We start from the raw sequence: 24,874 nt of genomic DNA, 5'->3' as shown, positions 1-24,874 counted from the left end.
ATGCTACGTCGCCTGCGCGTGCGTCCTCCTGACGAGCGCACGGTAAGAAAGAAGGCGTGCGCATCGACCTGCATACCCATTCGACCGCGTCCGACGGCACCGATACCCCGGCCGAACTAGTCCGGAACGCGGCGGCGGCGGGACTGGACGTCGTCGCGATCACCGACCACGACACCACCGCCGGGTGGAGCGAGGCGGTCGACGCGCTGCCGAAGGGATTGACGCTGGTGCGCGGCATGGAGATGTCGTGCGTCGGTCTCGGCGAGGACGGTTGGCCGGTTCCGGTGCATTTGCTCGCCTATCTCTTCGACCCGACCGATCGGAGTTTCGCCGACGAGCGCGACCGCCTGCGCGCCGAGCGGGTCGAACGGCTGCGCGCGATGGCCGAGCGGATGCGGGCCGACGGACTACCCATCGATCCGGACGCCGTGCTGGCCTCGGCCGGACCGTCGGCGGGGCGCCCGCACCTGGCCCGCGCGCTCGTCGCGGCCGGTGTGGTGCCGAGTGTGGACGCGGCCTTCACCGAATTGCTGGCCCCGCACGGCCCCTATTACGCCGAGAAGGCCGATACGCCGCTGCGACGGGCCGTCGAGATGATCGCGTCCGCGGGCGGCGTCAGTGTGCTCGCGCATACCAGGGCGCGCAAGCGGGGCCGGTTGCTGGCGCTCGACGATATTCGCGAACTCGCCACGCTCGGACTCGGCGGGCTGGAGATCGCGCATCCGGATCATTCCGCGGCCGACCGGGCCCTGCTGGTGGACCTGTCCGCCGAACTCGGTCTCATCACCACCGGATCCTCGGACTATCACGGCGCCAACAAGACCATCCGGCTCGGCGAATTCACCACCGACCCGGCACAATTCGAGGAACTGGCGGGCAAGGCAACGGGAGTTCCGGTGATCACCTCGTGAGAGTGCTGCGCGGACTCAGCGGAATCGTCGCCGGTGGGATGTTCGTGCTCGCCCTCGTCGTTGCCGGCACCGCGGTCATCGCCGCCCGCCGCGACTTTCCCGGACCGGGTGGGGAATCGGTGACATGGCATATTGCCGCATCCGTAATCGGCATTGGCGCACAGATTTTTTCGGACCGGCATCGTGGTTTGGCAGCCTTTTCTGGATCAATGGTCGTTTTCGTTGTCGCCGGATTATTGCTCTGGACGCAGTGGTGGAGCTGATATTTCGGTAATGCTTGCGGCCGCGTGAATTGTGGCCGAACATTTTTCTTTGTGACCGAATTCGATACGGACGTGCTCGTCCTCGGCGGCGGTCCCGCCGGGGCTTGGGCCGCCGTCTCGGCCGCCACCGCGGGCGCTCGGGTAGTGCTCGTCGACAAGGGCCGCTGCGGGTCCAGCGGACCCACCGCATGCGGGACGACATCGCTGTGGAATATCCCGCCCGGACCCGCCAGGGACGAGGCGGTGCGGCGCGCGTACGCGCACGGTGGCGGGCTCGCCGAACCGGAGTGGATACTGCGGGTGCTCGACGAGACGCATCGACGGGTCGAACAGCTGGTGGAGTGGGGTTATCGGTTTCCGGGGGCGGGCAATGGGCCCGATTCCATGGGGATGTCGTTGCGCGTGTGCTTGGACGGCGCGAGCTATCTGCGCCGGATGCGGCGCCGTCTGCTCGATGCCGGGGTGTGCATTCTCGATCACCATCCCGCGCTGCAACTGCTCGTCGATCGCGACGGTGTGGTGGCCGGCGCGGTCGGCGTCCAGCAGCACAAGAGTTTTCGCCCATGGACAATTCGGGCGGGGGCCGTTGTCGTGGCCACCGGCGGCTGCGCCTTCCTCTCCGGCGGCGCGGGCACCGATGTGGACACCGGCGACGGACTGCTATTGGCCGCCGACGCAGGCGCGCATTTGTCGGGCATGGAATTCTCCAGTGCCTATGGTCTCGCGCCGGTTTCGCCGTCACCACGCGACGCGCCCTTTGTGCCCGGGCTGGCACTGCAATTCGCGACGCTCTACGACGAATCGGGCGCGGAGATAACCGGTCACCGCTGCGCGGCATTCGCCGCGATCGCCGATGGCCGCCGGATCTACGCGGCCCTGGACGATGTGCCGTACGCGGTCCGGCGCTGGCTCTCCCGGCAGGGCTTGGTCGATCGCACCCGCCGGGTGCCATTGCGCGCGGTGCTGGAGGGCACGGTGCGCGGGACCGGCGGGTTGCGCATAGCCGGGGCGGACTGTGCGACCACGGTCGCCGGACTCTACGGCGCGGGCGATGTGACGACGCGCGAGCCGATCACCGGCGCGGTCGGCGGGTTCGGCGGTCAGGACGGAGCCTGGGCCATCGCCTCGGGGGTGTGGGCCGGCAAGGGCGCGGCGCGGTTCGCACGCGGTCGCGGCATGATCGGTCCGGTGCGCGAGGTGACGGGCGCCGGACTGAATCCGGTGGCCCGAATCGATCCGCGCGCGGTGGTCGGCCTGGTCCAAGAGCACACGCTGCCGCTGCGGCGCAGCTACTGGCGCAGCGCGGGCAGTCTGCGCGACAGCATCGCCGAACTCGACGCCATGTGGCCGGGCGCCGAATTCGACCTCGGCGGATTCGGCGTGGATCGGTTGCGAGCCAGGCAGGCGGCGGCACTACTGGCGGTGGCGCGCTGGACCAAATACAGTGCCCTGGCGCGCACCGAGAGCCGCGGAATGCACCGGCGCACCGATCATCCCGGCGCGGTGGCCGATTGGCGGGTGCGGCTGACCTCGGGCGGTCTCGACACGGTCTGGGTACGCTCGGACACGCATCCGCCCGCGCCGCGAGTTGCCGACATGATGCCCGAGCCGGCGGCGCCGCGGGAGCTCACCACGGGCGATCCGCTCCCGTTGTGACAGCTCACCGGATACCGCTGCCGAACTGCGAGTTTCTGCTTACCCCCTGGTAATTCCAGCGACCTACCCTCGAAAGATGACGCTCGACCGGGATACGACACGCCGGTTTGGCAATGCGTCCTCCCGGCTGGCAGAATGTTGCGGATTCCCGCCTACGCCACCGCCGGGTACGGGAACATCGGCGATCACCGCCTCGCGACGCACCGTCGCGACCCGAGGATCCCCGGCGCTAGCGACCCCTTGCAGGTCGCTCGAAGAGATCGGCACGTTTTGTACGGACACACCCGTCCGACCGTCGCTCTGCGGATCAGTGCCGCGCCACGTTTCGGTAGTAGGCCGTCGTATTTCCGATGCCTTCGGCTCGACCCGAAATGTCCCGGTCAGCGCACTCGATGAGCGTGTGAATCAGCCAATACCCATGTACCCGGCGGTAACCGTCCCACCGGCTTGTCCGACCCGACCAGGAGTGAAATCGTGTCATCTGTGACTGACGCAGCGAATGCCACCGCAAGCCTTTCCGAAATCACCCAGGAAGAAATTTTCGCGGGCCACCTAGGCGGCAAGCTCTCGGTCGAACTCACCGCACCGCTGGAGACCCAGCGCGACCTTTCCATCGCCTACACCCCGGGTGTGGCGAAGGTCAGCCTGGCCATCGCGGAGGACGAGGCGCTGTGCAAGCGCTACACCTGGACCGACCGGCTCGTCGTCGTGGTCAGTGACGGCACCGCGGTGCTCGGTCTCGGCGACATCGGCCCGCGCGGCTCGCTGCCGGTGATGGAGGGCAAGGCGGCGCTGTTCAAGAAGTTCGCCGGGCTGAACTCGATCCCGATCGTGCTCGACACCAAGGATGTCGACGAGATCGTGGAGACCGTCATCCGGCTGCGCCCGAGCTTCGGCGCGGTGAACCTGGAGGACATCTCGGCGCCGCGCTGCTTCGAGATCGAGCAGCGGCTCATCGAGGCCCTCGACTGCCCGGTGATGCACGACGACCAGCACGGCACCGCCATCGTGGTGCTCGCCGCCCTCAACGGTGCGGCCAAGGTGCAGGGCCGTGCCATCGATGACATGAAGGTCGTCGTGTCCGGCGCCGGCGCCGCCGGTGTGGCGTGCACGAACATCCTGCTCGCCGCGGGCGTCAAGGACGTGACCGTGCTCGATTCGCGTGGCATCGTCAGCCAGGACCGCGGCGATCTCAACGAGGTGAAGGCCGAACTGGCGCAGCGCACCAACCCGCGCGGGCTGACCGGTGGTGCGGCCGAGGCGATGGCCGGATCCGATGTCTTCCTCGGGCTGTCCGCGGGCACCATTGCCGAGGAGTTGATCGCCTCGATGGCGCCGGACTCGATCGTGTTCGCCATGTCGAACCCGAATCCCGAGATCCACCCCGATGTCGCGCACAAGTACGCCGCGATCGTGGCGACCGGGCGGAGCGACTTCCCGAACCAGATCAACAACGTGCTGGCCTTCCCCGGCGTCTTCAAGGGTGCGCTGGACGCAGGCGCTCGCCGGATCACCGAGGGCATGAAGATCGCCGCCGCGAACGCCATTCTGAGCGTGGTCGCCGATGAAATCGGCCCGGAGAAGATCGTGCCGAGCCCGCTGGACCCGCGCGTCGCCCCGGCCGTCGCCGAGGCCGTTGCCGCCGCTGCGCGCGCCGAGGGTGTCGCGTAGTCCGACCCTGACATACGGGGCTGCTCACTCGATGTGAGCAGCCCCGTTGCGTTTGGTCAGTGGGGAGTGGAGACGGCCGAGACGAATTCCGCGATTTCGGCGTTGCTGAGGTTCTTGGCGATATCGGATTCGCAGATCATGCCGACGAGTCGCTTGTTCTGGTCCACCACGGGGAGCCGTTTGATCTGGTCCCGTTCCATCATGTCGAGGACTTCGCGGACTTCGGCGTCGGCGGAGATCCAGCGCGGGGTGCCCTCGGCCAGGTCGCCGGCCCGGATCTTGCTCGGATCATGGCCCATCGCAATGCATTTCACCACGATGTCGCGGTCGGTCAGCATGCCGACCAGCCGGTCGTCATTGCCGATCGGCAGTGCGCCGACATCCAGCCTGCGCATGAGCTGCGCGGCCCGATCCAGCGTTTCGTCGGCGGGGATCCATTCCGCGTTTTCGTGCATGATGTCGCGCGCCTTCATAGAGCGGCTGTTCACGTTACGCCTCCTGGTGTTGGATGAGTGATCTCGCAGGAGTCGGCCACGCGGTCGTGCGTCGAGCATCCGCGAAGCAAACTTCCGCGGCCAGACACATCGTGACCCATGTCACATCATTGGTCAATGCGTGCAAACGCCGTACCGGTCCGAACGTCGGCCGCGCGGTCTCGGGATCGGGCGGCGCCCCGATGATGCCGATGTCACGCCGGATGCTGCGCAGGCACGCAACATCGCGCGGACATACTGCGGATGCTCTTCCTCGGGCCAGAGGATTGATGCCGCGTTCACTCGGCCGGTTGCAGGACGGGTTCTTCTTCGATGGGGATGGCGGCGACCGGTGGGAGCGGCGCGTGGGTGGTGCGGCGGAGGCGGCCGGTGCCGGGGGCGCTGGCCCAGACCGTGACGGCGAGCAGGCCGTCCATGAGCATGGCGAGGGCGGCGACCAGCAGGGCGCCGACGAGGACGCGGTCGTAGCGGTAGACGGCGATGCCGTCGAAGATGTAGCGGCCCAGGCCGCCCAGGTTGACGAAGGCGGCGATGGTCGCGGTGGCGATGACCTGGAGGGTGGCGCCGCGCAGGCCGGTGAGCAGGATCGGAAGCGCGTTGGGAACCTCGACGCGGAACAGGATCTGGCGTTCGGTCATGCCCATGGCGCGCGAGGCGTCCACGACATCGGCCGGGACATTGGCGATTCCGGCGTAGGCACCGGCCAGCAGCGGAGGAATGCCGACCGTGACGAGCGCGAGTAGCGGCGGGATCAGCCCGAGCCCGAGCAGCAGCACGAGGAAGGTGAGCAGGCCCAGGGTCGGCAGGGCGCGCATGGCATTGGCGAATCCGACGAGTACCGCGGAACCGCGGCGGGTGTGCCCGATGACCAGGCCGAGCGGGATCGCGACCGCCGCGGAGAAGACGATGGTCAGGAAGCTGTACCAGAGGTGCTCGCCGATGCGGTGCTCGATACCCGCCGGCCCGTCCCAGTTCGCGCCGTCGGTGAAATAGTGCCAGGCGTCGATGAAAAGGTTCATGCGGCAGCGCCTTTCGCTTTCGCGGCCCTGGCGTCGGCGCGCGCCCACGGGGTCGACCAGCGGCCAAGGGCGTAGACGAGCCGGTCGAAGATCAGGGCCAGCGCGAGCGTCACGATAATGCCCGCGATGATTTCGTCCGGATAGTCGCGCTGATAGCCCTGGGTGAAGAGTTTGCCGAGCCCGCCGACACCGATCAGCGCGCCGACCGAAACCATGGCGATATTGGTGACCACCACGACCCGCAGGCTGGATACGAAAACCGGTATGGCCAAAGGCATGTCGACGGTCAAGGTGCGCCGCAGCGAACTGAAGCCGACGGCGTCGGCGGCGTCGATGACGGTGGGCGACACCGAATCCAGCGCCGTCGGCACCGCGATCACCAGCAATGCGGTCGAGTAGATGGTGAGCGCGATGATCACATTCAGCGGGTCGATGGTCGAGATTCCGGCCAGCGGCGGAATGATCACGAACAGCGCGAGCGACGGAATCGTGTACGACAGGCTGGCCACCGTCACCGTGATCCGTCGCAGCCAGGACACCCGGCGCACCAGCGTGCCCACCGGAATCGCGATGATCAGCCCGAGTGCCAGCGGCGCCAACGCCAGATACACGTGGGTTCTGGTGAACCCCATGATCTCGGCGAAATTGTCGATCAGATATCTCATGCGTTCTCGGTCTCGAAGAAATGCCGATTGCGCTCGTCGTCCTCCGCCGTGCGCTGTCCGGACAGCTGCTCGAGCACTTCGGGTGCCCGGATGCCACCGCGTGCGGCGCCCGAACCATCCACGGCGACACCGATTCCCGATGGCGACGAGATCGCCGCATCCAATGCCTGACGTAGGTCGCCGCCGGGTGGGAACAGCGAACCGCCCGCCGCGATGCTGTCGTGCAATGCCCGGCCGGCCCGAATGCCCTCGACGCCGGTGACATCGATCCAACCGCGCGGAACACCGGAATCGGTAACCACCAGCACCCATTCGCCGCGCTCCAGGCGCAGTTCGGCGAGCTCGGATTCGGTCGCGGTGTGAATCTCGTGCAGTACCACGCTATCCGCGCTGCGGAACGACAGCCCACGATAGCCGCGGTCGCGGCCGACGAATCCGGCCACGAAATCGGTTGCGGGAGCGGCGAGTACGCGTTGCGGTTCGTCATACTGCTGCAGGATGCCGCCGGGTCCGAAGACCGCGATTCGGTCGCCGAGCTTGACCGCCTCATCGATGTCGTGGGTGACGAAGACGATGGTTTTGTGCAATTCCGCCTGCAGGCGCAGCATTTCGGCCTGCAGCTCCTCGCGCACCACCGGATCGACCGCACTGAACGGTTCGTCCATCAGCAGCACCGGCGGGTCGGCGGCCAGTGCCCTGGCTACCCCGACGCGCTGCTGCTGTCCGCCGGAGAGCTGGGCCGGATAGCGATTGGCCAGCGAGCGGTCCAACCCGACCCGGTCCAGCACCTCGAGTGCCGCCGCGCGGGCCGCGCGGCGCCGAACCCCTTGCAGCACCGGCACGGTCGCGACATTGTCGACGACCGTGCGGTGTGGCAGGAGTCCGGCGCTCTGGATCACGTATCCGATGCCGAGCCGCAGCTTGACCGGATTCACCGTCGAAATGTCCGCGCCGCCCACGGTGATGGTGCCCGAACTGGGCGTGATCATCCGGTTGATCATCCGCATCGAGGTGGTCTTGCCGCAGCCCGACGGTCCGACGAAGACGGTGAACGAGCCGGATTCGATGCGCAGATCGAGTTCGGAGACGGCGTGCGTGCCATCCGGATAGGTCTTGCTGATGCGGCTGAATTCGATATCGGACACGCTGGCTCCTACTTGGTCGGCGTGTTCAGCCCCTGGGCGGTAACCCATTGCTGCGCCGCGGCCTTGGGTTCGGTCTTGCTGCTCCCGGAGACGGCCTCGTTGAGCTTGATCAGCTCGTCGGTGGTGAGTTTCGCGGACACGGCGTTGAGCGCGGCCAGCGCCTTATCGCTCTTCTTGGCGGCGTTGAACAGCGGCACCACATTCTGGGCCGGGAAGTTGTGCTTCGGATCCTCCAGCACCACCAGGTTGTTCTGCACGATCGCCGGGGAGGTGGTGAAGATATCGGCCGCGGTCACGGTGCCCTCGACCAGCGCGCGCACCGTCGCGGGACCGCCGCCGTCGGCGATCGGCACGAAGTTGTTCGCGGCGATATCGAGGTTGTAGTTCTTCTTCAAACCGGGCAAACCGCCTGCGCGCTCCTGGAATTCGGCGGGCGCGCCGAATTTCACCTCGGCCGAATGCGCGGCCAGGTCGGCGATGCTGTGCAGGTTCCAGCGCTCGGCGGTGGCCTTGGTGACCACGACCGCGTCGGAGTCCTGACCTGGAGCCGGGGTGCCGACGGCGAGATCGGAGCCCACCGCCTTGGTGAGTGCGGCGTCCACCTCGGCGGAGCTGGTCGCGGTGGCGTTCTTGTCCAGGTACTGCAGCAGGTTGCCGTTGTAGTCCGGGATCACCGAGATCGCGCACTGCCGCAGCGCCGGAATGTAGGCCTCGCGGCTGCCGATATTGAGTTTGGTATCGACCTGGAATCCGTTGACGCGCAACACTTCCGCGTAGATATTGGCGACCGTCTCGGATTCGGGGAAGTTCGCCGAACCGACGGTCAGCCCGTCGCCGTCACAATTGCCCTTGGCCGCAAGCGGATCGGAGTTGCCGCACGCGGACAGGATCATGGCGGCGGCCAGTGCCGCGGCGGCGATGAGGAAGCGGGCGGCGCGCAGCGTCAGGCGCAGCGCGAACCGCCCGTGCCTCGCGGCATCGGGGGTGATCGTGGTTTTCACTGGAGTCCTTCCGGCATGGACGGCGGTGCGAGGAGCCGTGTACGCACGGCCACCCGGTACATTCTGGTGGTTCATACTGCCCGCCGCATGGTGTTCCTGTTCGCTACGGAGAGTTGGTGTCGCCGGATGGAGTTGGCCGCGTCGAGGCGGATGCTGGCCCGAATTTTGGCCGTTACGGCCATCGGGCTGGCCGTTTCCTGTGGAAGCGACAATCCGGGCCCGACAATAACGGTCGGCGCGGGCGATTCGATGGAATCAAATCTCCTTGCGCAAATCTATGCGGGAGCGCTCGCGCGGACCGGTGCGCGCACCGCGGTGGCCGCCGATCTCGGTCGGCGCGCGGACTATCTGGCCGCACTGGACGCGGGCACCGTGACGGTGGTCGGTGAACACAGCGGCGAACTGCTCACCTTTCTGAATTCCGGGGCACAGGCTCGCAAGCCCGAGGTGACGACCGATGTGGCGGACAAGTCGGGGCCCGTGCGGCTGTCGGTGACCGAGGAGCTGAACCGGTCGCTGCCGGAGGGGCTCGCGGTATCCGACCCCGCCGACGGCACCGATATGCGGCCTCGGGTGCTGTTGACCGAGGCGGCGGCGACCCTCGACAACGTGCGGTCGGTCGGCGAGTTCGCGCCGCGATGTGGTGCGGTGGAAGCCGCAGTCGCGCCGGTACCGGGTGTGCTCCAAGCGGCGGGTCCGGTGCGGATCGCCGGTTGCGATTTCGCCGCGACCAGGCTCTACCCCGATGTGGCGGCGCTGCGAAAAGCGTTGCTGGACGGCGAGATCCAGGCCGGAATCCTGACCGGGCCGCCCGCCATGGTCCCCGGCGCGACCGACGGGCTGACGATCCTCGCCGATGGCGACTATGCGGTGCGCGCCGAGAATGTGCTGGCGGTCTACCGCAAGGGTCTGCTCGACGATCGGCAGATTCGGAAGCTGAACTACGTCGCGGGTGAGCTCACGACCGATGGTTTGGCGGAGATGATCCGCAAGGTCCGCGAGGGCGCCAGTGCTTCGGATGTGGCCCGCGCCTGGTTGGACGAGCACGCACTTTAGCCGGTCTTTCGCCGGAAATCCCTGGTCACGACGACCCGAGCGGTGCACGCTCGGGTCGTTTTGCTATGTCGCCTATCACTTTTCGCGTCGATGCATCCGTCTTGTGTGCTGATTGATCCACGCCGTATATTCCACGTGGAGTATTTGATGCGGAGTATGTCGGCGGCCACGGCTAGCGTGCATGCTCTCGGGACGTGACATATGGGAGGTGACCGAAATGGGGCAGCACGCGCGCCCAGCGGTGACGCCATTGGCGATCGCCGTGCTCGCGCTGCTCGACGAGCGGCCCATGCATCCCTATGAGGCGTTTCAGCTGCTGATCGCCCGTCGGGAGGACATCCTGGTGAAGGTGCGGCCGGGCTCGCTCTATCACACGGTGGCGCGGTTGGCAGACCAAGGATTGGTGTGCGCCGAGGGCGTGGACCGGGACGGGAATCGGCCGGAGCGCACGACCTATCGGATCACCGAAAGCGGCCGGGCGACATTGCGTTCCAGGGTCGCCGAGATCCTGCGCAGCCCCGCCCGGGAGTATCCGGTGTTCCCGCTCGCGCTCGCGGAGGCCCACAATCTGCCCGCGCGGGAAGTGCTCGAGTTATTGCGAGAGCGCGTGGACAGGTTGGGTGAGGACCTCGCCGACGTGGAGATGATGAGCCAGTGGGCGGGTTTGCATGCCGTGCCGCGTCGCTACTGGATCGCGCTCCCGTATCTGCACGCCACCATCGCGGCCGAGATCGCGTGGGTCAACAACCTGATCTCCGAACTGGATAGCGGCGAGATGGAGTGGAACGAGTTCGATCCCGCCACCGGCGTTCGGATCGACGAGCACCAGCACACCTGGTCCGTTGCCGAAGATTCCGACCTACCCCCGGTGCCGCGCCGCTGGACCGAGACCAGCGCGTCACCGCCCTGATGCGCACGGGTGTGCGCGGCCGGACGGCCGCGCACGTAGTCGCACCGACCCGTCCCGCGTCATCGGGAACAGACATCCGAGATAGGAACCGAGTACATGACCACCCAACGCAATCCGTGGCTGGCGCTGTTCGCGCTGGTCGTCGGGTTCTTCATGATCCTGTTGGATATGACCATCGTCGCGGTCGCCAATCCGGCGATCATGACGGATCTGCAAGCCGACATCTCCCAGGTGATCTGGGTGACCAGCGCCTACCTGCTGACCTACGCGGTGCCGCTGCTGGTGACCGGCAGGCTCGGCGACCGCTACGGGCCCAAGAACCTCTACCTGGTCGGCCTGGCCGTCTTCACCGCCGCCTCGCTGGGGTGTGGTCTGTCCGGATCGATCGCCATGCTGATCGCGGCGCGGGCCGTGCAGGGACTCGGCGCCGCGCTGATGACGCCGCAGACCATGGCGGTCATCACCAGGACCTTCCCGCCGGATAAGCGCGGTGCGGCCATGGGCCTGTGGGGTGGCGTGGCCGGTCTCGCCACGCTGGTCGGCCCGATCCTCGGCGGTGTGCTGGTCGACGGGCTCGGCTGGGAGTGGATCTTCATCGTCAATGTCCCGGTCGGCGTCATCGCCTTCGCGCTGGCGGTCTGGCTGGTTCCGTCGCTGCCCACCAATGAGCACAAGTTCGACGTCCCGGGTGTGGTGCTGAGCGGTATCGGCCTGTTCCTGCTGGTATTCGGCATCCAGGAGGGCAACACCTACGACTGGTCGCTGCGCATCTGGCTGATGATCGCCGCGGGTCTGGTCGTGCTCGCGGTATTCCTGGTGAACCAGTCGCGCAATACCGGCGAGCCGCTGCTGCCGTTGGGGCTGTTCCGCGATCGCAACTTCGCGCTGTCGAATGTGGCCATCGCGTCGATGGGTGCGGCGATCACCTCGATGATGGTGCCTTTGTACTTCTACCTGCAGGCGGTGCGGGAGATGTCGCCGACCAAGTCGGCCTTGGTGTTCGCGCCGATGGCGATCCTCACCGGCATCTTCGCGCCGGTCATCGGCAAGTTCTCCGATAACTTGCATCCGCGCATCGTGCCCACCATCGGTTTCATCGGATTCTCGGCCTCGATCTTCTGGTTCGCGGCCGTGATGACTCCGCATTCCTCGATCGTGTGGTTCATGCTCTCGGGCGCGCTGGCCGGTATCGCCAACGCCTGCATCTGGGCGCCGCTGGCTTCCACCGCGACCCACAACCTGCCGATCCAGCTGGCCGGTGCGGGTGCGGGTGTCTACAACACCACCCGCCAGGTCGGTTCGGTACTCGGTAGCGCCGCGATCAGCGCGCTCGTCGCGGCCCGCATGACCGCCAATGGTCTCGGCGGCGGCAAGATCTCCGAAGGCGGTGCGGGACAAGGCTCGATCCCGGAGTTCGTGAAGGACTCCTTCAGTACCGCCCTCAGCCAATCCGTCCTGCTCCCGGCGGGCATCCTCCTGATCGGCGTCATCGCCTCGGCTCTGTTCCTCCGACACGGCAAGTCCGCCGCGTCCGGGGCGAAGACCGACCTGGCCAAGGCCGACACCGTCGGCGTCTGAGGTCGGTATTGCGCCCCGCGGGCCGATCGGTCCGCGGGGCGCACGCGCTTGTCGAGCGGATCGGCGTTGGCGCGCAGTCGAAGTGATTCGGCTCAGCCGACGGTGACCGTGGTGGAGGGGTAGCCGGTGGCGCCGTCGGGGACCACGGGAGCGCGGGCCTCGGTTTGGGTTTCGCCGGTGCCGTCGGTGGCGCGGGCGCGGATGGTGTGCGGGCCGGGGGTGGCGTTCCAGTCGTAGACCCATTGGCGCCAGGTGTCGATGGATTGTTCGGCGGACAGGCGGGCGGGTTGCCATGGGCCGTTATCGATTTGGACTTCGACGGCTCGGATGCCGCGATGTTGGGCCCAGGCCACGCCCGCGATGGCGATGCTGCCCGGCTGCACCTTGGCGCGGGCGCGCGGGGTGTCGATGCGGGTGCCGGTTTTGATGGGGCCGTAGGCGGACCAGCCGCGCCGGGTCCAGTAGGCGGTGGCGCGGTCGAAGCGGGTGATCTCCAGTTCGGTCACCCATTTGGTGGCGGAGACATATCCGTAGAGACCGGGGACGACCAGGCGGGCCGGATAGCCGTGCACGACCGGGAGCGGTTCGCCGTTCATACCGACGGCGAGCAGCGCGTCTCGGCCGTCGGTGAGCACCGCAAGTGGACTGCCCGCGGTGAACCCATCGATGCTGTGCGACAGGACCATATCGGCGTCCGGGTGCGGTCCCGCCTCGGCGAGTAATTCATCCAGACGGTAGCCGCGCCAGCGTGCGTTGCCGATCAGATCGCCGCCGATCGGATTCGATACGCATGCGAGCGTCACCAGCGTCTCGACCGGCTTGCGCTTCGCGAGATCCGACCAGCTGATCTGGATTTCCCGATCCACCATGCCGTGGATGCGCAGCGACCAGTCGTCGATCGAGACCTGCGGAACGGTCAGCGCGGTATCGATCCGGTAGAAGTCGCTATTGGACGTCAGATACGGAGTAAGTCCTGGCAGCTTCAAATCCGCGTCGGGTGCGAGCGACACCGCCGGTCCACTCGGCTCCGGCAACTGAATCCCCGCCCGCTCACCAGACACGTCGCGGCGCCGCGACCCGATCAGCCGCCCTCCCGCCTCACTGACCAACGCCAACCCACCCGTAATCACAATGCCCCGCAACACCTGCCGCCGCCGTGGCCGCACAACGGGCCCGGGCTCTCCCACCGCGCCCGGGGCAGGTTGGTCAGCAGTGGGTTTCGGTGTCGAAGCGGCCGCGTTGCCGGGCTCGGCCGTCCCGTTCGCCACTTGCTCGGCCGCTGGTCCGACCGCGCTCGGTGGAGTCGGTGCCGCCGAGTAGTCATCCTCGGCGGCAGTGTTTTTCGGTGCTGCGGATGATGTCGAACTCGAGGCCGGGGTATGCGGGTGGGGGGACGTGTCGCCGCGGGATGCCGTGGCTTCCGGTGTGACGCCAGCGGGTGCCGGAGTTGGTTCGGCGGAGGCTCTCGCGGCGACTGCGTCGTCGATGCGAGCGGTTAGTGCGCGCAGGGCGTAAATGGCTGCGGCGGTACCGATTACGGTGGGCCAGGCGGCGGAGAGGCCGGAGCGGCCGAAGGCGATGGCGGCGGTGAGGAGGCCGAGGGCGGCCAGTAGCCAGGATCCGCGGGGGTGGTCGGTGCGTTCGATCGCGCCGATGAAACCGGCTACCAGGATGGCCACCAGTGCCATGCTGACGAAGAGCAGGGTCTTGTCGTTGGTGCCGAAGGTTTGGATGACCCATTCGCGCAGGCCGTCGGGTGTGTGGTCGATGACGGTCGAGCCGAGGGCATTGGCCGGTGCGCTGTCGGGGCCGGTGAAGGCGGCGACGAGTTCGGCGACGCCGAGTGCCAGACCGGCGCAGACGATGCCCGCCGCCACCCGAAAGCGCAGTTCAGCCATGGTCCGAGCCTACTGCGGCGGGTGCCAGGGGAGTATGACCATTCGGTGACGTGAGCGTCAGTCGGACTTGTGCCGCTTGTAGTAGCGGGCGACGCGGACGCGGTTGCCGCAGCGTTCGGGTGAGCACCAGCGGCGGCGCGGGTGGGCGGGCAGGAACAGCAGCACGCAGTCGTCGGCCTCGCAGCGCCGCAGCTTGCCGATCGATGGGTCGGTGAGCAGGTCGGTGGCGGCTTCGGCGAGCACGGCGGCCAGCTTCTCGGCCGGGGTGCCGTTGCGGCGCACGGTCGCGGTGACCGCGTCGACGTCCCATGCCAACTGCCGGATCGCGGGCGCGGCGGCTTGCGCGGCATTGAGTCCGCGCAGCGCGTCGGCGGGCGGGCGGCGATCGTGCAGCAGTGCGTCGAGCGCGGTGCCGATATGGTCGCGCACGGCGCGGACCGCGGCGAGGTCGGTGGCGGTGGTATGCGCCACCGCCAGCTCCGGGAAGCGATCGGCTTGCAGCGCAAGCCAATTCGCGAGCGCTTCCGGTGTGTCCAGCAGGTCGGCGTCGGTCGGCCGGGTGTTGACCAGGTCCAGTGCCAGCGGCTCGCCGACCAGCGGGGCTTCAGTCATGACACTAATGGTACATCCAGCAATTGACACATTAGAAGAAGATCCGCTAGAACTAATGCATCATCACGGAGAGAAAGCATGTGAAGCCATGATCGAGCTGCCAACCATCCACCACCGCCGCATCGACGTCGACGGTGTGGAGGTCTTCTACCGCGAATCGGTCCCGACAAACGCCGACGCCCCGGTGTTATTGCTACTGCACGGCTTCCCGTCGGCTTCGCACCAGTTCCGCAGGCTGTTCGATGTGCTCGGCGGGCAGTACCGGCTGATCGCCCCGGACTACCCTGGCTTCGGAAACACCACCGCACCAGCCGATTTCGATTACTCCTTCGACCGATTGGCCGATGTGGTCGAGGGTTTCGTCGAACGGCTCGAACTGTCCGAGTTCGCGATGTACGTCTTCGACTTCGGCGCTCCAATCGGCTTCCGCATCGCGCTGCGCCACCCCGAGTGGATCAACGGCCTCATCGTCCAGAACGGCAATGCCTACGAGGCGGGACTCTCGGATCTCGCCCGCGACTTCACCGCACTGCGTCCCGAGCAGGACGGGGCCGAGGACACCATCCGCGGCCTGCTCACCCTGGAAGGCACCCGTGGTCAGTACGAGCACGGCGTTCCCGACCCGACCGTGCTCACCCCCGAATCATGGATCCTCGACCAGTACTTCCTCGACCTGCCCGGCCGCAAGCAGGCCCAGGTAGCCCTCGCCTTCGATTACAAGTCGAATGTCGCCGCCTACCCCGAATGGCAGCACTGGCTGCGCAAATTCACCCCGCCCACCCTCATCGTCTGGGGTTCGAACGACCCGTTCTTCCCCGAGCCCGGCGCGCACGCCTACCTCGCCGATCTTCCGGACGCCGAACTGCATGTCTTCGATACGGGCCACTTCGCCTTGGAGACGCACCTGGCCGACATCGCGCCGCTCATCGCCGATTTCCTGGACGCTCGCACCGCGCGGCAGTGAGCGCTACATCGGTCGCCCACGCTTTGCCCCATTCCGCGCAATCGCCAACGGAATGGGCGCTCAGACCAGGTGATCGGCCAAAAGCAAAGGCGCCGTCCGCAACTCACGGACGGCGCCTCGCAAACCAGCGTCAGCTGTAGATCTTCTCCACCTCGGAGGCGTACTGCTTCATCACCACGGCCCGCTTCAGCGACATCTTCGGCGTCAGCTCACCGGTCTCCTGCGTCCAGTCGACGGGCAGGATGCGGATCTTCTTGATCGCCTCGGCATGCGAGACCTTCTTATTGGTCTCGGCGACCGCGGCATTGATCTCCGCGACCAGCGCCGGGTTCTCGATCACCTGCTCGATCGGGGTCTCGACGGGCAGGCTGTTGCGTTCCTTCCAGCCGGGCAGCGCCTCAGGGTCGAGGGTGATCAGCGCGCCGACAAACGGCTGTCCGTCGCCGACGACCATGACCTGGCTGATCAGCGGATGGGCCCGAAGCGAATCCTCCATCAGACCGGGGGAGACATTCTTGCCGCCCGCGGTGACGATGATTTCCTTCTTGCGGCCGGTGATGGTGACGTACCCGTCGCCGTCGATGGCGCCCAGGTCGCCGGTCTTGAACCAGCCGTCCGTGAAGGCGTCCTCGGTGGCCTCGGCATTGCCCCAGTAGCCGTTGAAGACGACCGACCCACGCAGCAGCAGTTCGCCGTCCTCGGCGATCTTCACCGCGTGCCCCTCGATCGGCTTGCCGACGGTGCCGACGCGAATATTGCCGGGAGTGTTCACGGTGATGGCCGCGGTGGTCTCGGTGAGTCCGTAGCCCTCGTAGATGGTGACGCCGACGCCGCGGAAGAAGTGGCCCAGGCGCGCGCCGAGGGGTCCGCCGCCGGAAACCGCGGCCTCACACTGACCGCCGAGCGCGACGCGCAGCTTGCTGTAGACGAGCTTGTCGAACAGGGAGTGCTTGAGCTTGAGCACCAGGCCGGGCCCGCCGTTGTCGAGGGCCTCGCTGTAGGCGATGGCGGTCTCGGCGGCGGCGTCGAAGATCTTGCCCTTGCCGCCGTCGTGCGCCTTCTGCTTGGCGCTGTTGAACACCTTCTCGAAGACGCGCGGCACCGCGAGGATGAAGTGCGGGCGGTAGCTGCCGAACTGCTCGACCAGGGTGGACCAGTCGGAGGTGAACGCCAGGATCACCTTGGCGTCGAATGCGGCCAGCGTGACCGCACGCGCGAAGACGTGCGCCAGCGGCAGGAACATCAGGGTCTTCTTGCCCTCGGCGACATACCTGTTCAGGGCGATGCGGTCGGACGTCGACTCCGCGTACAGGTTCGCGTGCGAGAGCATGACGCCCTTGGGGCGGCCGGTGGTGCCCGAGGTGTAGATCAGGGTGGCCGGGGACTTGGCATTGACCTCGGCGCGGCGCGCGTGCACGGTCGCGTCGTCGAGCTCCGCGCCGCGGGCGATCAGTTCGTCGATCGCGCCCTTGTCGATCTGCAGGGTCTCCTTCAGATCCGGCAGCGCGCCCGCCTCGATCTCGTCGATGACCTTGCGGTGCTTATCGCTGTCGACCACCAGCAGTTTGGTGGCGGAGTCCTGCAGGATCCACTTGGCCTGTTCGGCGGCGGAGCTGTCGTAGATCGCGACGGTGCAGCCACCGGCGGCCCAGATGGCGAAGTCGAGCAGCACCCACTCGTAGCGGGTCGGGGCCATGATGGCGACGCGGTCGCCGACCTCGAGGCCGGAGGCGATGAGGCCCTTGGCCACACCGGTGACCGCCTTCGCGAATTCCGCCGCCTTGATTTCCCGCCAGCCACTGCCGTTCGTAACGTTGAACAGCACCGCGCCGGGCGACTGCTCGGCGTGCCGGAAGACGTTATCGGAATTGTTCGCATCTTCCGGGATGGTGTAGGAAGCCTGGACTTCGAACTCTCGCATCAGTGCCCTTCCACGTGGGTTTACTCGCCAGTAATCTACGACACCTGTGACCGGGACGTCAGCTCGGCCTGTTCACAGATCTATCCTAAGTCGCGCGTCGAGACCGGCTGAACGGCTTCTCGCAGGAAATCGGCGAGTTCGGTCAGTGCCGCCGCGGCGGGCCCGACGAGCGCGGCCTGCAACTGCGCGACATGCCATAGCCCCTTGCTCTCAGTGAACCGAGCGTGCACGCCCGCTGTCCGCAGGGCCGTCACGAATTCGACACACTGCGCGTGCAGCAGCTCGCTGACGTCGACCTGCACATAGGTGGGCGGCAATCCGGCCAGTTTTCCGTGTCGCGGCGCATAGCCGGTGTCCTCGGCGTCGCCGTCGCCGAGATAGGCGGCGGCGCAGGCGCGCGACCACGGCCGGCTGATCACCAGATCGCGCGACTTCTCGGGGATCTGATTCGGGTCGACCCACGGCGCGATCAGGCCGAGCGCGGCCGGGGTGTATCCGTGCTCGGCGATCAGCCGCTGGGCGGTGGCCAGCGACAGCCCGCCGCCCGCCGAATCACCCGACAGCGCAATCTGTTCGGGGCGATAGCCGATATTGCCGACCAGCTCCAGGAAGGCCGACTCGGCGTCGTCGAGTCCGGCCGGGAACGGGTGTTCCGGTGCCAGCCGGTAGTCGAGAACGTAGACGGCGCAACCGGTTTCGTGGGCCAACCGGGCGGCGAGCGAGCGGTGCGTCGCCAGCGATCCGACCGCATAGCCGCCGCCGTGCAGATAGAGCACGGCTCCGCTGCTGAGGTTCGGCTTCTGCGAGCCCGCGGTGATTCGTTCCGCGGGCCGGCCGCCGAGCCGGAGCCGGTGCACGGTCGTGCCCGAGGGGAGGAACTGTGCGCGCGAACCGATATCGAGCAGCAGGCGCTGCATATGCCAGGGCAGGCGCGCATTGAGCGTGACCCGGAAGATCGGACTCAGCAGCGTACGCGCGATGGGTAGCGGAATATTGATGTCACGCATGGGCTTTCCTCGATTCCCGGCGCCCGCTTCCGGACGCCGGGCAGCAGGGCTCAGGGCAGGAAGGGCCGGTTCACGGCGGCGGCGATCCGCTGGTAACCGGAGGCGGTGACGCGGACGAATATGTCGAGCAGCTTGGCCTCCCAGCCGATCAGCACCCGGCCATGGCCCTTGCGGACACCCTCGGTGATGGTTTGCGCGGCCATCTCCGGAGTGTGGATCGCCAGCTTCTTATCGAACATCGATGCCGCGCTCGTGCCGTCGATCCCGTCGGCGTAGGTGGCGTTGCGGGCGACGGCGGTCTTGATTCCGCCGGGATGCACACAGGTGACCTTGACCGGATGCTTGCCGACCAGCATCTCCTGACGCAGCGCTTCGGTGAATCCGCGCACCGCGAACTTGGCGGCGTTATAAGCACTCTGGCCGGGGACCGCGATCAGGCCGAACAGGCTGGACACGTTGACGACGTGCCCCTCGCCCGATTCGATCAGCAGCGGCAGGAACGCCTTGGTGCCGTTGACGACGCCCCAGAAGTCGACGTCCATGATGCGCTCGATGTCCTTGAACTCCGAGCGGATCACCTCACCGTGGTAGGCGATGCCCGCGTTGTTGTAGATCTGGTGCACCTTGCCGAAGTGCGCCTTGACCGCATCGGCATACAGCAGTACCGCTTCGCGCTCGGCCACATTCAGCCGATCGGACTTGATCTCGGCCCCGTACGCCTCGCAGCGGCGCACGGTCTCGGCCAGGCCTTCGGTATCGATATCGGAGAGCGCGAGCTTGGCGCCACGCCTGGCCAGGTTCTCGGCGAGGGCGCGGCCGATGCCGGAACCCGCCCCCGTGATCACACAAACCTTGCCCTTGAAGTAAGCGTCATTGCTCACTGTGCTGCCACCACTTTCAGATTGTTTCGTGAGGTGTCGACCGTCGTGGTTTCGTAGGCGGAGACGTCGAAGTTCTTCGTCAACCTGCGGAACTCGAAGGTGAAGTCCGGCCACAACGTGGTGTTGTTACCGTGCTTGTCCAGGTACCAGCTGGCGCAGCCGCCGGTACTCCACACGCTCTTCACCAGTTTGCCCTGAAGTTCCTTGTTGTACGAGTCCTGGACCTCGCGCTTGACCTCGACCGTGCGCAGGCCGAGGCGATCGACGGTGGCCAGCGCATCGGCGATGTAGTTGATCTGCGATTCGATCATGTACACCATCGAGGTGTGGCCGAGGCCGACGTTCGGGCCGAGCAGGAAGAACATATTGGGGAAGTTGGCGATGGCCGAACCCTTGTAGCCCTGCTGGCCGATCTCGTCGAAGACCTCCGACATCGTGCGGCCGTCCTTGCCGGAGATGGTGTCGTAGGTCGGTGAATCCGTGACGTGGAAGCCGGTCGCCACGATGAGGGCGTCGATTTCGCGCTCGGTGCCGTCCTTGGTGACGATCGAGTTCGCGCGGACCTCGGCGATGCCGTCGGTGACCACATCCACATTCGGGCGGCTCAGCGCCGGGTAGTAGTTGTTGGAGATCAGCATGCGCTTGCAGCCGATCCGGAAGTCCGGGGTGACCTTCTTGCGCAGCTCCGGATCGCGGATCTCGAACTGCAGCTTGGCCCTGGCGATCAGTTCGAAGGCCTGCATCAGTGCGGGGACCTTGGCGAGGCCGACGACCTGGGTCTCGCGCGCGGCGTAGATGGCGGCGCGGGATAGGCGCTGGAAGCCGGGGATGTGCCGGAAGGCGAGGCGCTCGGGCAGCGTGTAGGGACGGTCCATGCGGGGGAGCAGCCAGGGGGCGGTGCGCTGGTAGACGTCGAGGTGGGTGACATCGGCCGCGATGGACGGCACGATCTGGATGGCGGATGCGCCGGTGCCGATGATGGCGACGCGCTTGCCCTTCAGGTCGGCGTCGTGGTTCCAGCGGGCCGAGTGGAAGATCTCGCCCTCGAAACCATTGATGCCCTTGATATCCGGGAGCGCGGGCTCGCACAGCGCACCGACCGCGGAGACCACGGTGTCGGCGGTGAAGCTGCCCCTACTGGTTTCGACATGCCACAGGTTGGTGGCGTTGTTCCAGCGCGCGGCGGTCACGTCGCAGTTGAACAGGTGCTTGTCGAGCACGTTGTACTTGCGCGCGACGCCCTGGATGTACTGCTGGATCTCGCCCTGCTTGGAGAACGAGCGCGACCAGTTCGGGTTCAGCGCGAACGAGTACGAGTACAGGTGCGAAGGCACATCGCAGGCCGCGCCCGGATAGGTGTTATCGCGCCAGGTGCCCCCGACATCGCTGCCGCGCTCCAGTACGAGGTAGTCGTTGCGGCCCCGCTGGCTCAGCCGGATCGCCAGGCCCAGACCGGCGAAACCGCTGCCGATGATGATGGTCTTGACGTGGCGGGCTTGCCGGTTGCCGACAGCTTTGTCTGTAACCTTGCGACTCATATAAGTGAGACTACGGTCTTATTGAGCACGAGTCAACAGTGTTGAGCAGCGTTCAATAGTTATTGACTTAAGTTCAGTAGGATGAGTTCGTGAGTAGAGGCAACGGAGAGACCGTCAAGCGCACCCGGCTCAGCCCGGACGAACGCCGCCGACAACTGATCACTCTGGGCGCCAAGATGCTCGGCGACCGCGCCATCGAAGACATCTCGATCACCGAAATCGCCGAAGAGGCCGGTATCTCCCGCGGCCTGCTCTTCCACTACTTCCCGACCAAACAGGACTTCCAACTGGCGATCGTCCGCCACGCCAACGCCGAGTTGCTGGAGCGTGTCGCGCCCGACCGCTCGCTCGGTGTCTTCGAGATGCTGCGCGATTCGATCGACCGGTATATCGCGTATGTCAGCGAGAACCGCAACTCGTATGTGTCACTGCTGCGCGGCCCGGCCAGCGTCACTCCGGAGCTGGTTCCCCTCGTGGACCAGACCCGTGACGCGATCATCGGCATCATCCTCACCGAGGTGCCCGTGCCGATCGATGAGGCCGAACGTCCGCGATTGACCCTGGCCATGCGCGGCTGGATCGCGTTCGTGGAGGAGGCCACGCTGACGTGGCTGCGCAATGAAACCATTACGCGCGATCAGTTGGTCGATCTGTTGGTCGAATCCCTGCTGGCGCTTGCGCTCTCGCTCGATCCCGCGCTGGCTGCCGCACTGCGCGGTTAGCCGCGCTGAATCCTCGCCGCCCGCCGCGGGGGCCGTCATGGGTAGCGATCGGGGATACCCTGACGTATGGGTCTGTCACGGCGGGAGTTATTGCGGAGCGGGACTGCCGGGGCGGTTGCGGTGCTGGTGGGAGCGTCTGCGGCGAGTAGTGGGCGGTTTCGGGTGCCGCGGTGGTCGGCGGATCCGTTCACGTTGGGGGTGGCATCGGGGGATCCGCTGCCGGATGGGGTGGTGTTGTGGACGCGGCTGGCACCGGATCCGTTCGCGCCGGACGGGCTCGGTGGGATGGCGCTGCATCCGGTGAGCGTGGACTACGAAGTCGCGCGTGACGAACAGTTTCGGCAGGTGGTGACGCGGGGGACGGCGGTCGCCACCCGAGAACTCGCGCATTCCGTGCATCCCGAAGTACAGGGGTTGGAGCCGGATCGCTGGTACTTCTTCCGATTTCGCGCGGGCTCGGCGATCTCACCGATCGGCCGGACCCGCACCGCACCCGCGCTGGGGCAGCCCACCGCGCGCATGCGTTTCGCGTTCGCCTCCTGCCAATCGTGGAGTTCCGGCTACTACACCGCATATGAGCACATGAGTGCCGAAGACCTCGATCTGGTTGTGCACCTTGGTGATTACATATACGAGCGGGGCTGGACGCGCGGTCGCGTCGGCATGTCGGTGGAGCCGCAATTCCAAGCCGAAGCCGTCGATCTGCCCGGCTACCGACTGCGCTACGCCCAAGCCAAGGCCGAGCGGCCGTTGCGCGCCGCCCACGCCGCCTTCCCCTGGCTCGTCACCTTCGACGATCACGAGGTCGACAACAACTGGGCGGGCGATTCGCCGGGCATCGGGCTCGATATCTACCGCATTCCCAAGCTCTTTCGCGGCCGTCGTGCCGCGGCCTTCCAGGCAATGTACGAACATCAGCCGTTGCGCATCGCGTCCCTGCCCGCCGGCTCCACCATGCACATCCACCGCCGCTACAGCTTCGGCGACCTCGCCGAAATCACCATGCTCGACACCCGCCAATACCGCACCCCCCAGGCCTGTGGCGACGGCGGTCTGGTGGCGGACTGCACCGAGCGATTCGCCTCGGACCGAACGATTCTCGGTGCGCAGCAACGTGATTGGCTGATCGATGGCTTCGGTAAGTCCACCACTCGCTGGCAGATCCTCGGCAACCAGGTCTCCATGGGCCAATCCGACTATGACCTCGGCCCCGGCGTCGCGACCGGCACCGACTCCTGGGACGGCTACGTATCCGATCGCAACACCATCCTCGGTGCCGCCGCCGACCGCGGCGTCCACAATCTGGTGGTGATCACCGGCGACCGTCACCAGAACCACGCCGCCAACCTCCGCGCCGACTACTCGAAGCCCGAATCTCCGGTCGTAGCCTCCGAATTCATCGGCACCTCCATCACCACCGGCGGCAACGGAAAGGATATGACCCCAACCGGCCGCACTCTTCTTGCCGCCAACCCCGACCTGAAATTCTTCAACTCCCAACGCGGCTACTCCCGCGTCTCGCTGGACCATGGATTGTGGCGCAATGACTTCCGAGTAGTCCCCTACATCAACCGCCCCGGCGCCCCCATCCACACCCGCGCCACCTTTGTGGTGGAGAACCGAATTCCCGGCGTTACCGAACTGTCGCGCTCCGACGGCCAGGTCGGGCAACATTCCGGAGCGGGCTCGCCGCCGCGCTGAAGTCCCTCGGAGTTCATGACCACGAAGTAGGTCAACGCGTGGCGACGCGTGGCGGATTGGCCAAACCCAGGGCGGAGTTGAGCCGATATGCGCCGCCGAGCCCATGGAACACCGCCATGGACAACGCCCCGGCGAAGACGCCGCCGATACCGGCAAGCACATGGGCCGGCAGATCGGCCCAGTAACCGATCATCACAGCGAGGGCCAGCCCCAATGTCCCTGCCACGGCATTGCGCAGCGAATCGTTACCCCACACATTCGGAAACTGTTCGCCGACCATGCCTTTGACGAAATGCGGGACGGCATTGGCGCCCATCACACCGGCAAGCGCGGACAGCAGAATCGTATGCCACATATTTGCCACCTATTTTCAGTCAACAATCGTTGACTGAATAGTAGCGACTCCTTCGCATTCGGTCAACGATCGTAGACTGAACGCATGAGTTCCCATCCCACCCGCCGCGCCGAACAACGCGACCGCACCCAGGCTCGGATCTTGGACGCGGCGCGGCAGCTGTTCGCGGAGGTTGGCTACGACCGGGCCACCATCCGCGCGATCGCGGCGGCGGCCGACACCGACCCGGGCCTGGTGATGCGCTACTTCGGATCCAAAGACAACTTGTTCGCCCAGGTCGCCCAATTCGACCAGGACGAACTGATCACCGGAACGCCACCGGAGGCCGCCGAACAACTACTGGCCGCACTCGAACAGAAACTCGCCGAGCACCCCACCGACGCGCTCACCGCGATCCGGTCCATGCTCACCCACCCCGACGCCGCCGCCGAAGTCCGCTCCGCCATGGTCGCCCGCCAACAACAGGCCGCCCAACACCTGTCCCCCGACGACGCCACCCTCCGCGCCGGCCTCATCGGAGCCCTCACCATCGGCACCGTAATCGGCCGCCACCTACTCCAACTCGACGCCCTGCACGACGCCCCGCCGGACCGAATCACCGCCCTCCTCCGCCGCGCCATCCACGCCATTGCCCACGAGGCCCCAGACCCCGCACGGTAACCGGGCGCCAGCGGCTTATCCCGGAATCGCCATGCGCCGCGACCAGCTGCTATCGCGCGGTTGCGAGGGTGCGCTGCTGCTGTGTCGTCAGCGCGTGGGCCCCGCTCTGGTCCTTGGCCCAGATCTCGCCGACGTACGGCCTTCCGCGACAACGCAGTGCCAGGAGTTGCCACCGCCAGTGGCGATCGACCAGTTTTCGACGTTGGAGCCTCGAGCGGACTCGGTGCCGGTGCGGGCTTTTCGCCT

The 24,874-nt window shown here is 66.7% G+C and carries 23 protein-coding genes; 11 read left to right on the top strand and 12 right to left on the bottom strand.

Features of this window, described 5'->3' with window-relative positions:
* Positions 1–56: 56 nt before the first annotated feature.
* The 4 genes from ACHQ4I_RS14255 to ACHQ4I_RS14240 all read left to right on the top strand — a co-directional run bounded on the left by ACHQ4I_RS14255 (position 57) and on the right by ACHQ4I_RS14240 (position 4,501).
* Entirely contained in the window at positions 57–911 is an 855-nt protein-coding gene (locus ACHQ4I_RS14255) for a PHP domain-containing protein (protein ID WP_420772183.1), read from the top strand.
* Between the two features lie 2 nt (positions 912–913).
* Complete coding sequence (locus tag ACHQ4I_RS14250) at positions 914–1,174, top strand: hypothetical protein (RefSeq protein ID WP_420772182.1); 261 nt, start codon at positions 914–916, stop codon at positions 1,172–1,174.
* A 51-nt stretch (positions 1,175–1,225) separates the two neighbouring features.
* Positions 1,226–2,830, top strand: coding sequence for an FAD-binding protein (locus tag ACHQ4I_RS14245; protein ID WP_420772181.1), 1,605 nt, complete (start codon positions 1,226–1,228; stop codon positions 2,828–2,830).
* A gap of 474 nt (positions 2,831–3,304) precedes the next feature.
* Positions 3,305–4,501: an NAD(P)-dependent malic enzyme gene (locus tag ACHQ4I_RS14240; protein WP_420772180.1), complete on the top strand. Its 1,197-nt coding sequence runs from the start codon at positions 3,305–3,307 to the stop codon at positions 4,499–4,501.
* A 56-nt stretch (positions 4,502–4,557) separates the two neighbouring features.
* Here ACHQ4I_RS14240 and ACHQ4I_RS14235 read toward each other — a convergent pair whose 3' ends face one another.
* From ACHQ4I_RS14235 to ACHQ4I_RS14215, 5 genes are all read right to left on the bottom strand, one after another.
* The gene (locus ACHQ4I_RS14235) at positions 4,558–4,974 is read right to left on the bottom strand and encodes a CBS domain-containing protein (RefSeq protein WP_420772691.1); all 417 of its coding nucleotides are present in this window, start codon (positions 4,972–4,974) and stop codon (positions 4,558–4,560) included.
* 299 nt (positions 4,975–5,273) lie between these two features.
* Positions 5,274–6,014, bottom strand: a complete 741-nt coding sequence (locus ACHQ4I_RS14230) for an ABC transporter permease (protein WP_420772179.1) — start codon at positions 6,012–6,014, stop codon at positions 5,274–5,276.
* Complete coding sequence (locus tag ACHQ4I_RS14225) at positions 6,011–6,679, bottom strand: ABC transporter permease (RefSeq protein ID WP_420772178.1); 669 nt, start codon at positions 6,677–6,679, stop codon at positions 6,011–6,013. Before ACHQ4I_RS14225 ends, ACHQ4I_RS14230 begins: the two co-directional genes overlap by 4 nt.
* Positions 6,676–7,824, bottom strand: coding sequence for an ABC transporter ATP-binding protein (locus tag ACHQ4I_RS14220; protein ID WP_420772177.1), 1,149 nt, complete (start codon positions 7,822–7,824; stop codon positions 6,676–6,678). Before ACHQ4I_RS14220 ends, ACHQ4I_RS14225 begins: the two co-directional genes overlap by 4 nt.
* 8 nt (positions 7,825–7,832) lie before the next feature.
* Positions 7,833–8,717, bottom strand: a complete 885-nt coding sequence (locus ACHQ4I_RS14215; protein WP_420772690.1) for an ABC transporter substrate-binding protein — start codon at positions 8,715–8,717, stop codon at positions 7,833–7,835.
* Between the two features lie 357 nt (positions 8,718–9,074).
* On the opposite strand from ACHQ4I_RS14215, the gene ACHQ4I_RS14210 reads away from it, so the two are divergent.
* From ACHQ4I_RS14210 to ACHQ4I_RS14200, 3 genes are all read left to right on the top strand, one after another.
* Positions 9,075–9,881: a glycine betaine ABC transporter substrate-binding protein gene (locus tag ACHQ4I_RS14210; RefSeq protein WP_420772176.1), complete on the top strand. Its 807-nt coding sequence runs from the start codon at positions 9,075–9,077 to the stop codon at positions 9,879–9,881.
* Positions 9,882–10,098: 217 nt separating this feature from the next.
* The gene (locus ACHQ4I_RS14205) at positions 10,099–10,791 is read left to right on the top strand and encodes a PadR family transcriptional regulator (RefSeq protein WP_420772175.1); all 693 of its coding nucleotides are present in this window, start codon (positions 10,099–10,101) and stop codon (positions 10,789–10,791) included.
* 96 nt (positions 10,792–10,887) lie between these two features.
* On the top strand, positions 10,888–12,369 hold the full coding sequence (locus tag ACHQ4I_RS14200) for a DHA2 family efflux MFS transporter permease subunit (RefSeq protein ID WP_420772174.1): 1,482 nt from the start codon (positions 10,888–10,890) through the stop codon (positions 12,367–12,369).
* Positions 12,370–12,461: 92 nt separating this feature from the next.
* Here ACHQ4I_RS14200 and ACHQ4I_RS14195 read toward each other — a convergent pair whose 3' ends face one another.
* Complete coding sequence (locus ACHQ4I_RS14195) at positions 12,462–14,267, bottom strand: molybdopterin-dependent oxidoreductase (protein WP_420772173.1); 1,806 nt, start codon at positions 14,265–14,267, stop codon at positions 12,462–12,464.
* A gap of 57 nt (positions 14,268–14,324) precedes the next feature.
* Positions 14,325–14,879 (bottom strand): CGNR zinc finger domain-containing protein, encoded by a 555-nt coding sequence (locus ACHQ4I_RS14190; RefSeq protein ID WP_420772172.1) that lies wholly within the window; start codon positions 14,877–14,879, stop codon positions 14,325–14,327.
* 88 nt (positions 14,880–14,967) lie between these two features.
* Here ACHQ4I_RS14190 and ACHQ4I_RS14185 point away from each other — a divergent pair, with 88 nt between their 5' ends.
* On the top strand, positions 14,968–15,843 hold the full coding sequence (locus ACHQ4I_RS14185; RefSeq protein ID WP_420772171.1) for an alpha/beta fold hydrolase: 876 nt from the start codon (positions 14,968–14,970) through the stop codon (positions 15,841–15,843).
* A 130-nt stretch (positions 15,844–15,973) separates the two neighbouring features.
* Here ACHQ4I_RS14185 and ACHQ4I_RS14180 read toward each other — a convergent pair whose 3' ends face one another.
* From ACHQ4I_RS14180 to ACHQ4I_RS14165, 4 genes are all read right to left on the bottom strand, one after another.
* Positions 15,974–17,764 (bottom strand): AMP-dependent synthetase/ligase, encoded by a 1,791-nt coding sequence (locus ACHQ4I_RS14180; RefSeq protein WP_420772170.1) that lies wholly within the window; start codon positions 17,762–17,764, stop codon positions 15,974–15,976.
* Between the two features lie 80 nt (positions 17,765–17,844).
* On the bottom strand, positions 17,845–18,771 hold the full coding sequence (locus ACHQ4I_RS14175) for an alpha/beta hydrolase (RefSeq protein ID WP_420772169.1): 927 nt from the start codon (positions 18,769–18,771) through the stop codon (positions 17,845–17,847).
* Positions 18,772–18,821: 50 nt separating this feature from the next.
* On the bottom strand, positions 18,822–19,652 hold the full coding sequence (locus tag ACHQ4I_RS14170; RefSeq protein ID WP_420772168.1) for an SDR family NAD(P)-dependent oxidoreductase: 831 nt from the start codon (positions 19,650–19,652) through the stop codon (positions 18,822–18,824).
* The gene (locus tag ACHQ4I_RS14165; RefSeq protein ID WP_420772167.1) at positions 19,649–21,190 is read right to left on the bottom strand and encodes a flavin-containing monooxygenase; all 1,542 of its coding nucleotides are present in this window, start codon (positions 21,188–21,190) and stop codon (positions 19,649–19,651) included. Before ACHQ4I_RS14165 ends, ACHQ4I_RS14170 begins: the two co-directional genes overlap by 4 nt.
* A gap of 89 nt (positions 21,191–21,279) precedes the next feature.
* On the opposite strand from ACHQ4I_RS14165, the gene ACHQ4I_RS14160 reads away from it, so the two are divergent.
* Both ACHQ4I_RS14160 and ACHQ4I_RS14155 read left to right on the top strand, forming a co-directional pair.
* On the top strand, positions 21,280–21,912 hold the full coding sequence (locus ACHQ4I_RS14160; RefSeq protein ID WP_420772166.1) for a TetR/AcrR family transcriptional regulator: 633 nt from the start codon (positions 21,280–21,282) through the stop codon (positions 21,910–21,912).
* A 66-nt stretch (positions 21,913–21,978) separates the two neighbouring features.
* Complete coding sequence (locus tag ACHQ4I_RS14155; RefSeq protein ID WP_420772165.1) at positions 21,979–23,613, top strand: alkaline phosphatase D family protein; 1,635 nt, start codon at positions 21,979–21,981, stop codon at positions 23,611–23,613.
* Positions 23,614–23,644: 31 nt separating this feature from the next.
* Here the strand turns inward: ACHQ4I_RS14155 and ACHQ4I_RS14150 are convergent, their stop codons facing one another.
* Positions 23,645–23,968, bottom strand: a complete 324-nt coding sequence (locus ACHQ4I_RS14150; protein ID WP_420772164.1) for a hypothetical protein — start codon at positions 23,966–23,968, stop codon at positions 23,645–23,647.
* 84 nt (positions 23,969–24,052) lie between these two features.
* Between ACHQ4I_RS14150 and ACHQ4I_RS14145 the strand changes: the two genes are divergently transcribed.
* Entirely contained in the window at positions 24,053–24,628 is a 576-nt protein-coding gene (locus tag ACHQ4I_RS14145) for a TetR/AcrR family transcriptional regulator (RefSeq protein ID WP_420772163.1), read from the top strand.
* The last annotated feature ends 246 nt before the right edge of the window (positions 24,629–24,874 follow it).

The organism is Nocardia nepalensis (assembly GCF_048910785.1).
Classification (GTDB): domain Bacteria; phylum Actinomycetota; class Actinomycetes; order Mycobacteriales; family Mycobacteriaceae; genus Nocardia; species Nocardia nepalensis.
This window is presented reverse-complemented; position numbering and strand designations above follow the sequence as displayed.

What these genes read in the sequence shown, in the direction of transcription:
- ACHQ4I_RS14235 (WP_420772691.1), bottom strand. Translation starts at nt 4,974, where the DNA reads ATGAAGGCGCGCGACATCATGCACGAAAACGCGGAATGGATCCCCGCC.
- ACHQ4I_RS14230 (WP_420772179.1), bottom strand. Translation starts at nt 6,014, where the DNA reads ATGAACCTTTTCATCGACGCCTGGCACTATTTCACCGACGGCGCGAAC.
- ACHQ4I_RS14225 (WP_420772178.1), bottom strand. Translation starts at nt 6,679, where the DNA reads ATGAGATATCTGATCGACAATTTCGCCGAGATCATGGGGTTCACCAGA.
- ACHQ4I_RS14215 (WP_420772690.1), bottom strand. Translation starts at nt 8,717, where the DNA reads ATGATCCTGTCCGCGTGCGGCAACTCCGATCCGCTTGCGGCCAAGGGC.
- ACHQ4I_RS14210 (WP_420772176.1), top strand. Translation starts at nt 9,075, where the DNA reads ATGGAATCAAATCTCCTTGCGCAAATCTATGCGGGAGCGCTCGCGCGG.
- ACHQ4I_RS14205 (WP_420772175.1), top strand. Translation starts at nt 10,099, where the DNA reads ATGGGGCAGCACGCGCGCCCAGCGGTGACGCCATTGGCGATCGCCGTG.
- ACHQ4I_RS14200 (WP_420772174.1), top strand. Translation starts at nt 10,888, where the DNA reads ATGACCACCCAACGCAATCCGTGGCTGGCGCTGTTCGCGCTGGTCGTC.
- ACHQ4I_RS14195 (WP_420772173.1), bottom strand. Translation starts at nt 14,267, where the DNA reads ATGGCTGAACTGCGCTTTCGGGTGGCGGCGGGCATCGTCTGCGCCGGT.
- ACHQ4I_RS14190 (WP_420772172.1), bottom strand. Translation starts at nt 14,879, where the DNA reads ATGACTGAAGCCCCGCTGGTCGGCGAGCCGCTGGCACTGGACCTGGTC.
- ACHQ4I_RS14185 (WP_420772171.1), top strand. Translation starts at nt 14,968, where the DNA reads ATGATCGAGCTGCCAACCATCCACCACCGCCGCATCGACGTCGACGGT.
- ACHQ4I_RS14180 (WP_420772170.1), bottom strand. Translation starts at nt 17,764, where the DNA reads ATGCGAGAGTTCGAAGTCCAGGCTTCCTACACCATCCCGGAAGATGCG.
- ACHQ4I_RS14175 (WP_420772169.1), bottom strand. Translation starts at nt 18,771, where the DNA reads ATGCGTGACATCAATATTCCGCTACCCATCGCGCGTACGCTGCTGAGT.
- ACHQ4I_RS14165 (WP_420772167.1), bottom strand. Translation starts at nt 21,190, where the DNA reads ATGAGTCGCAAGGTTACAGACAAAGCTGTCGGCAACCGGCAAGCCCGC.
- ACHQ4I_RS14155 (WP_420772165.1), top strand. Translation starts at nt 21,979, where the DNA reads ATGGGTCTGTCACGGCGGGAGTTATTGCGGAGCGGGACTGCCGGGGCG.
- ACHQ4I_RS14150 (WP_420772164.1), bottom strand. Translation starts at nt 23,968, where the DNA reads ATGTGGCATACGATTCTGCTGTCCGCGCTTGCCGGTGTGATGGGCGCC.
- ACHQ4I_RS14145 (WP_420772163.1), top strand. Translation starts at nt 24,053, where the DNA reads ATGAGTTCCCATCCCACCCGCCGCGCCGAACAACGCGACCGCACCCAG.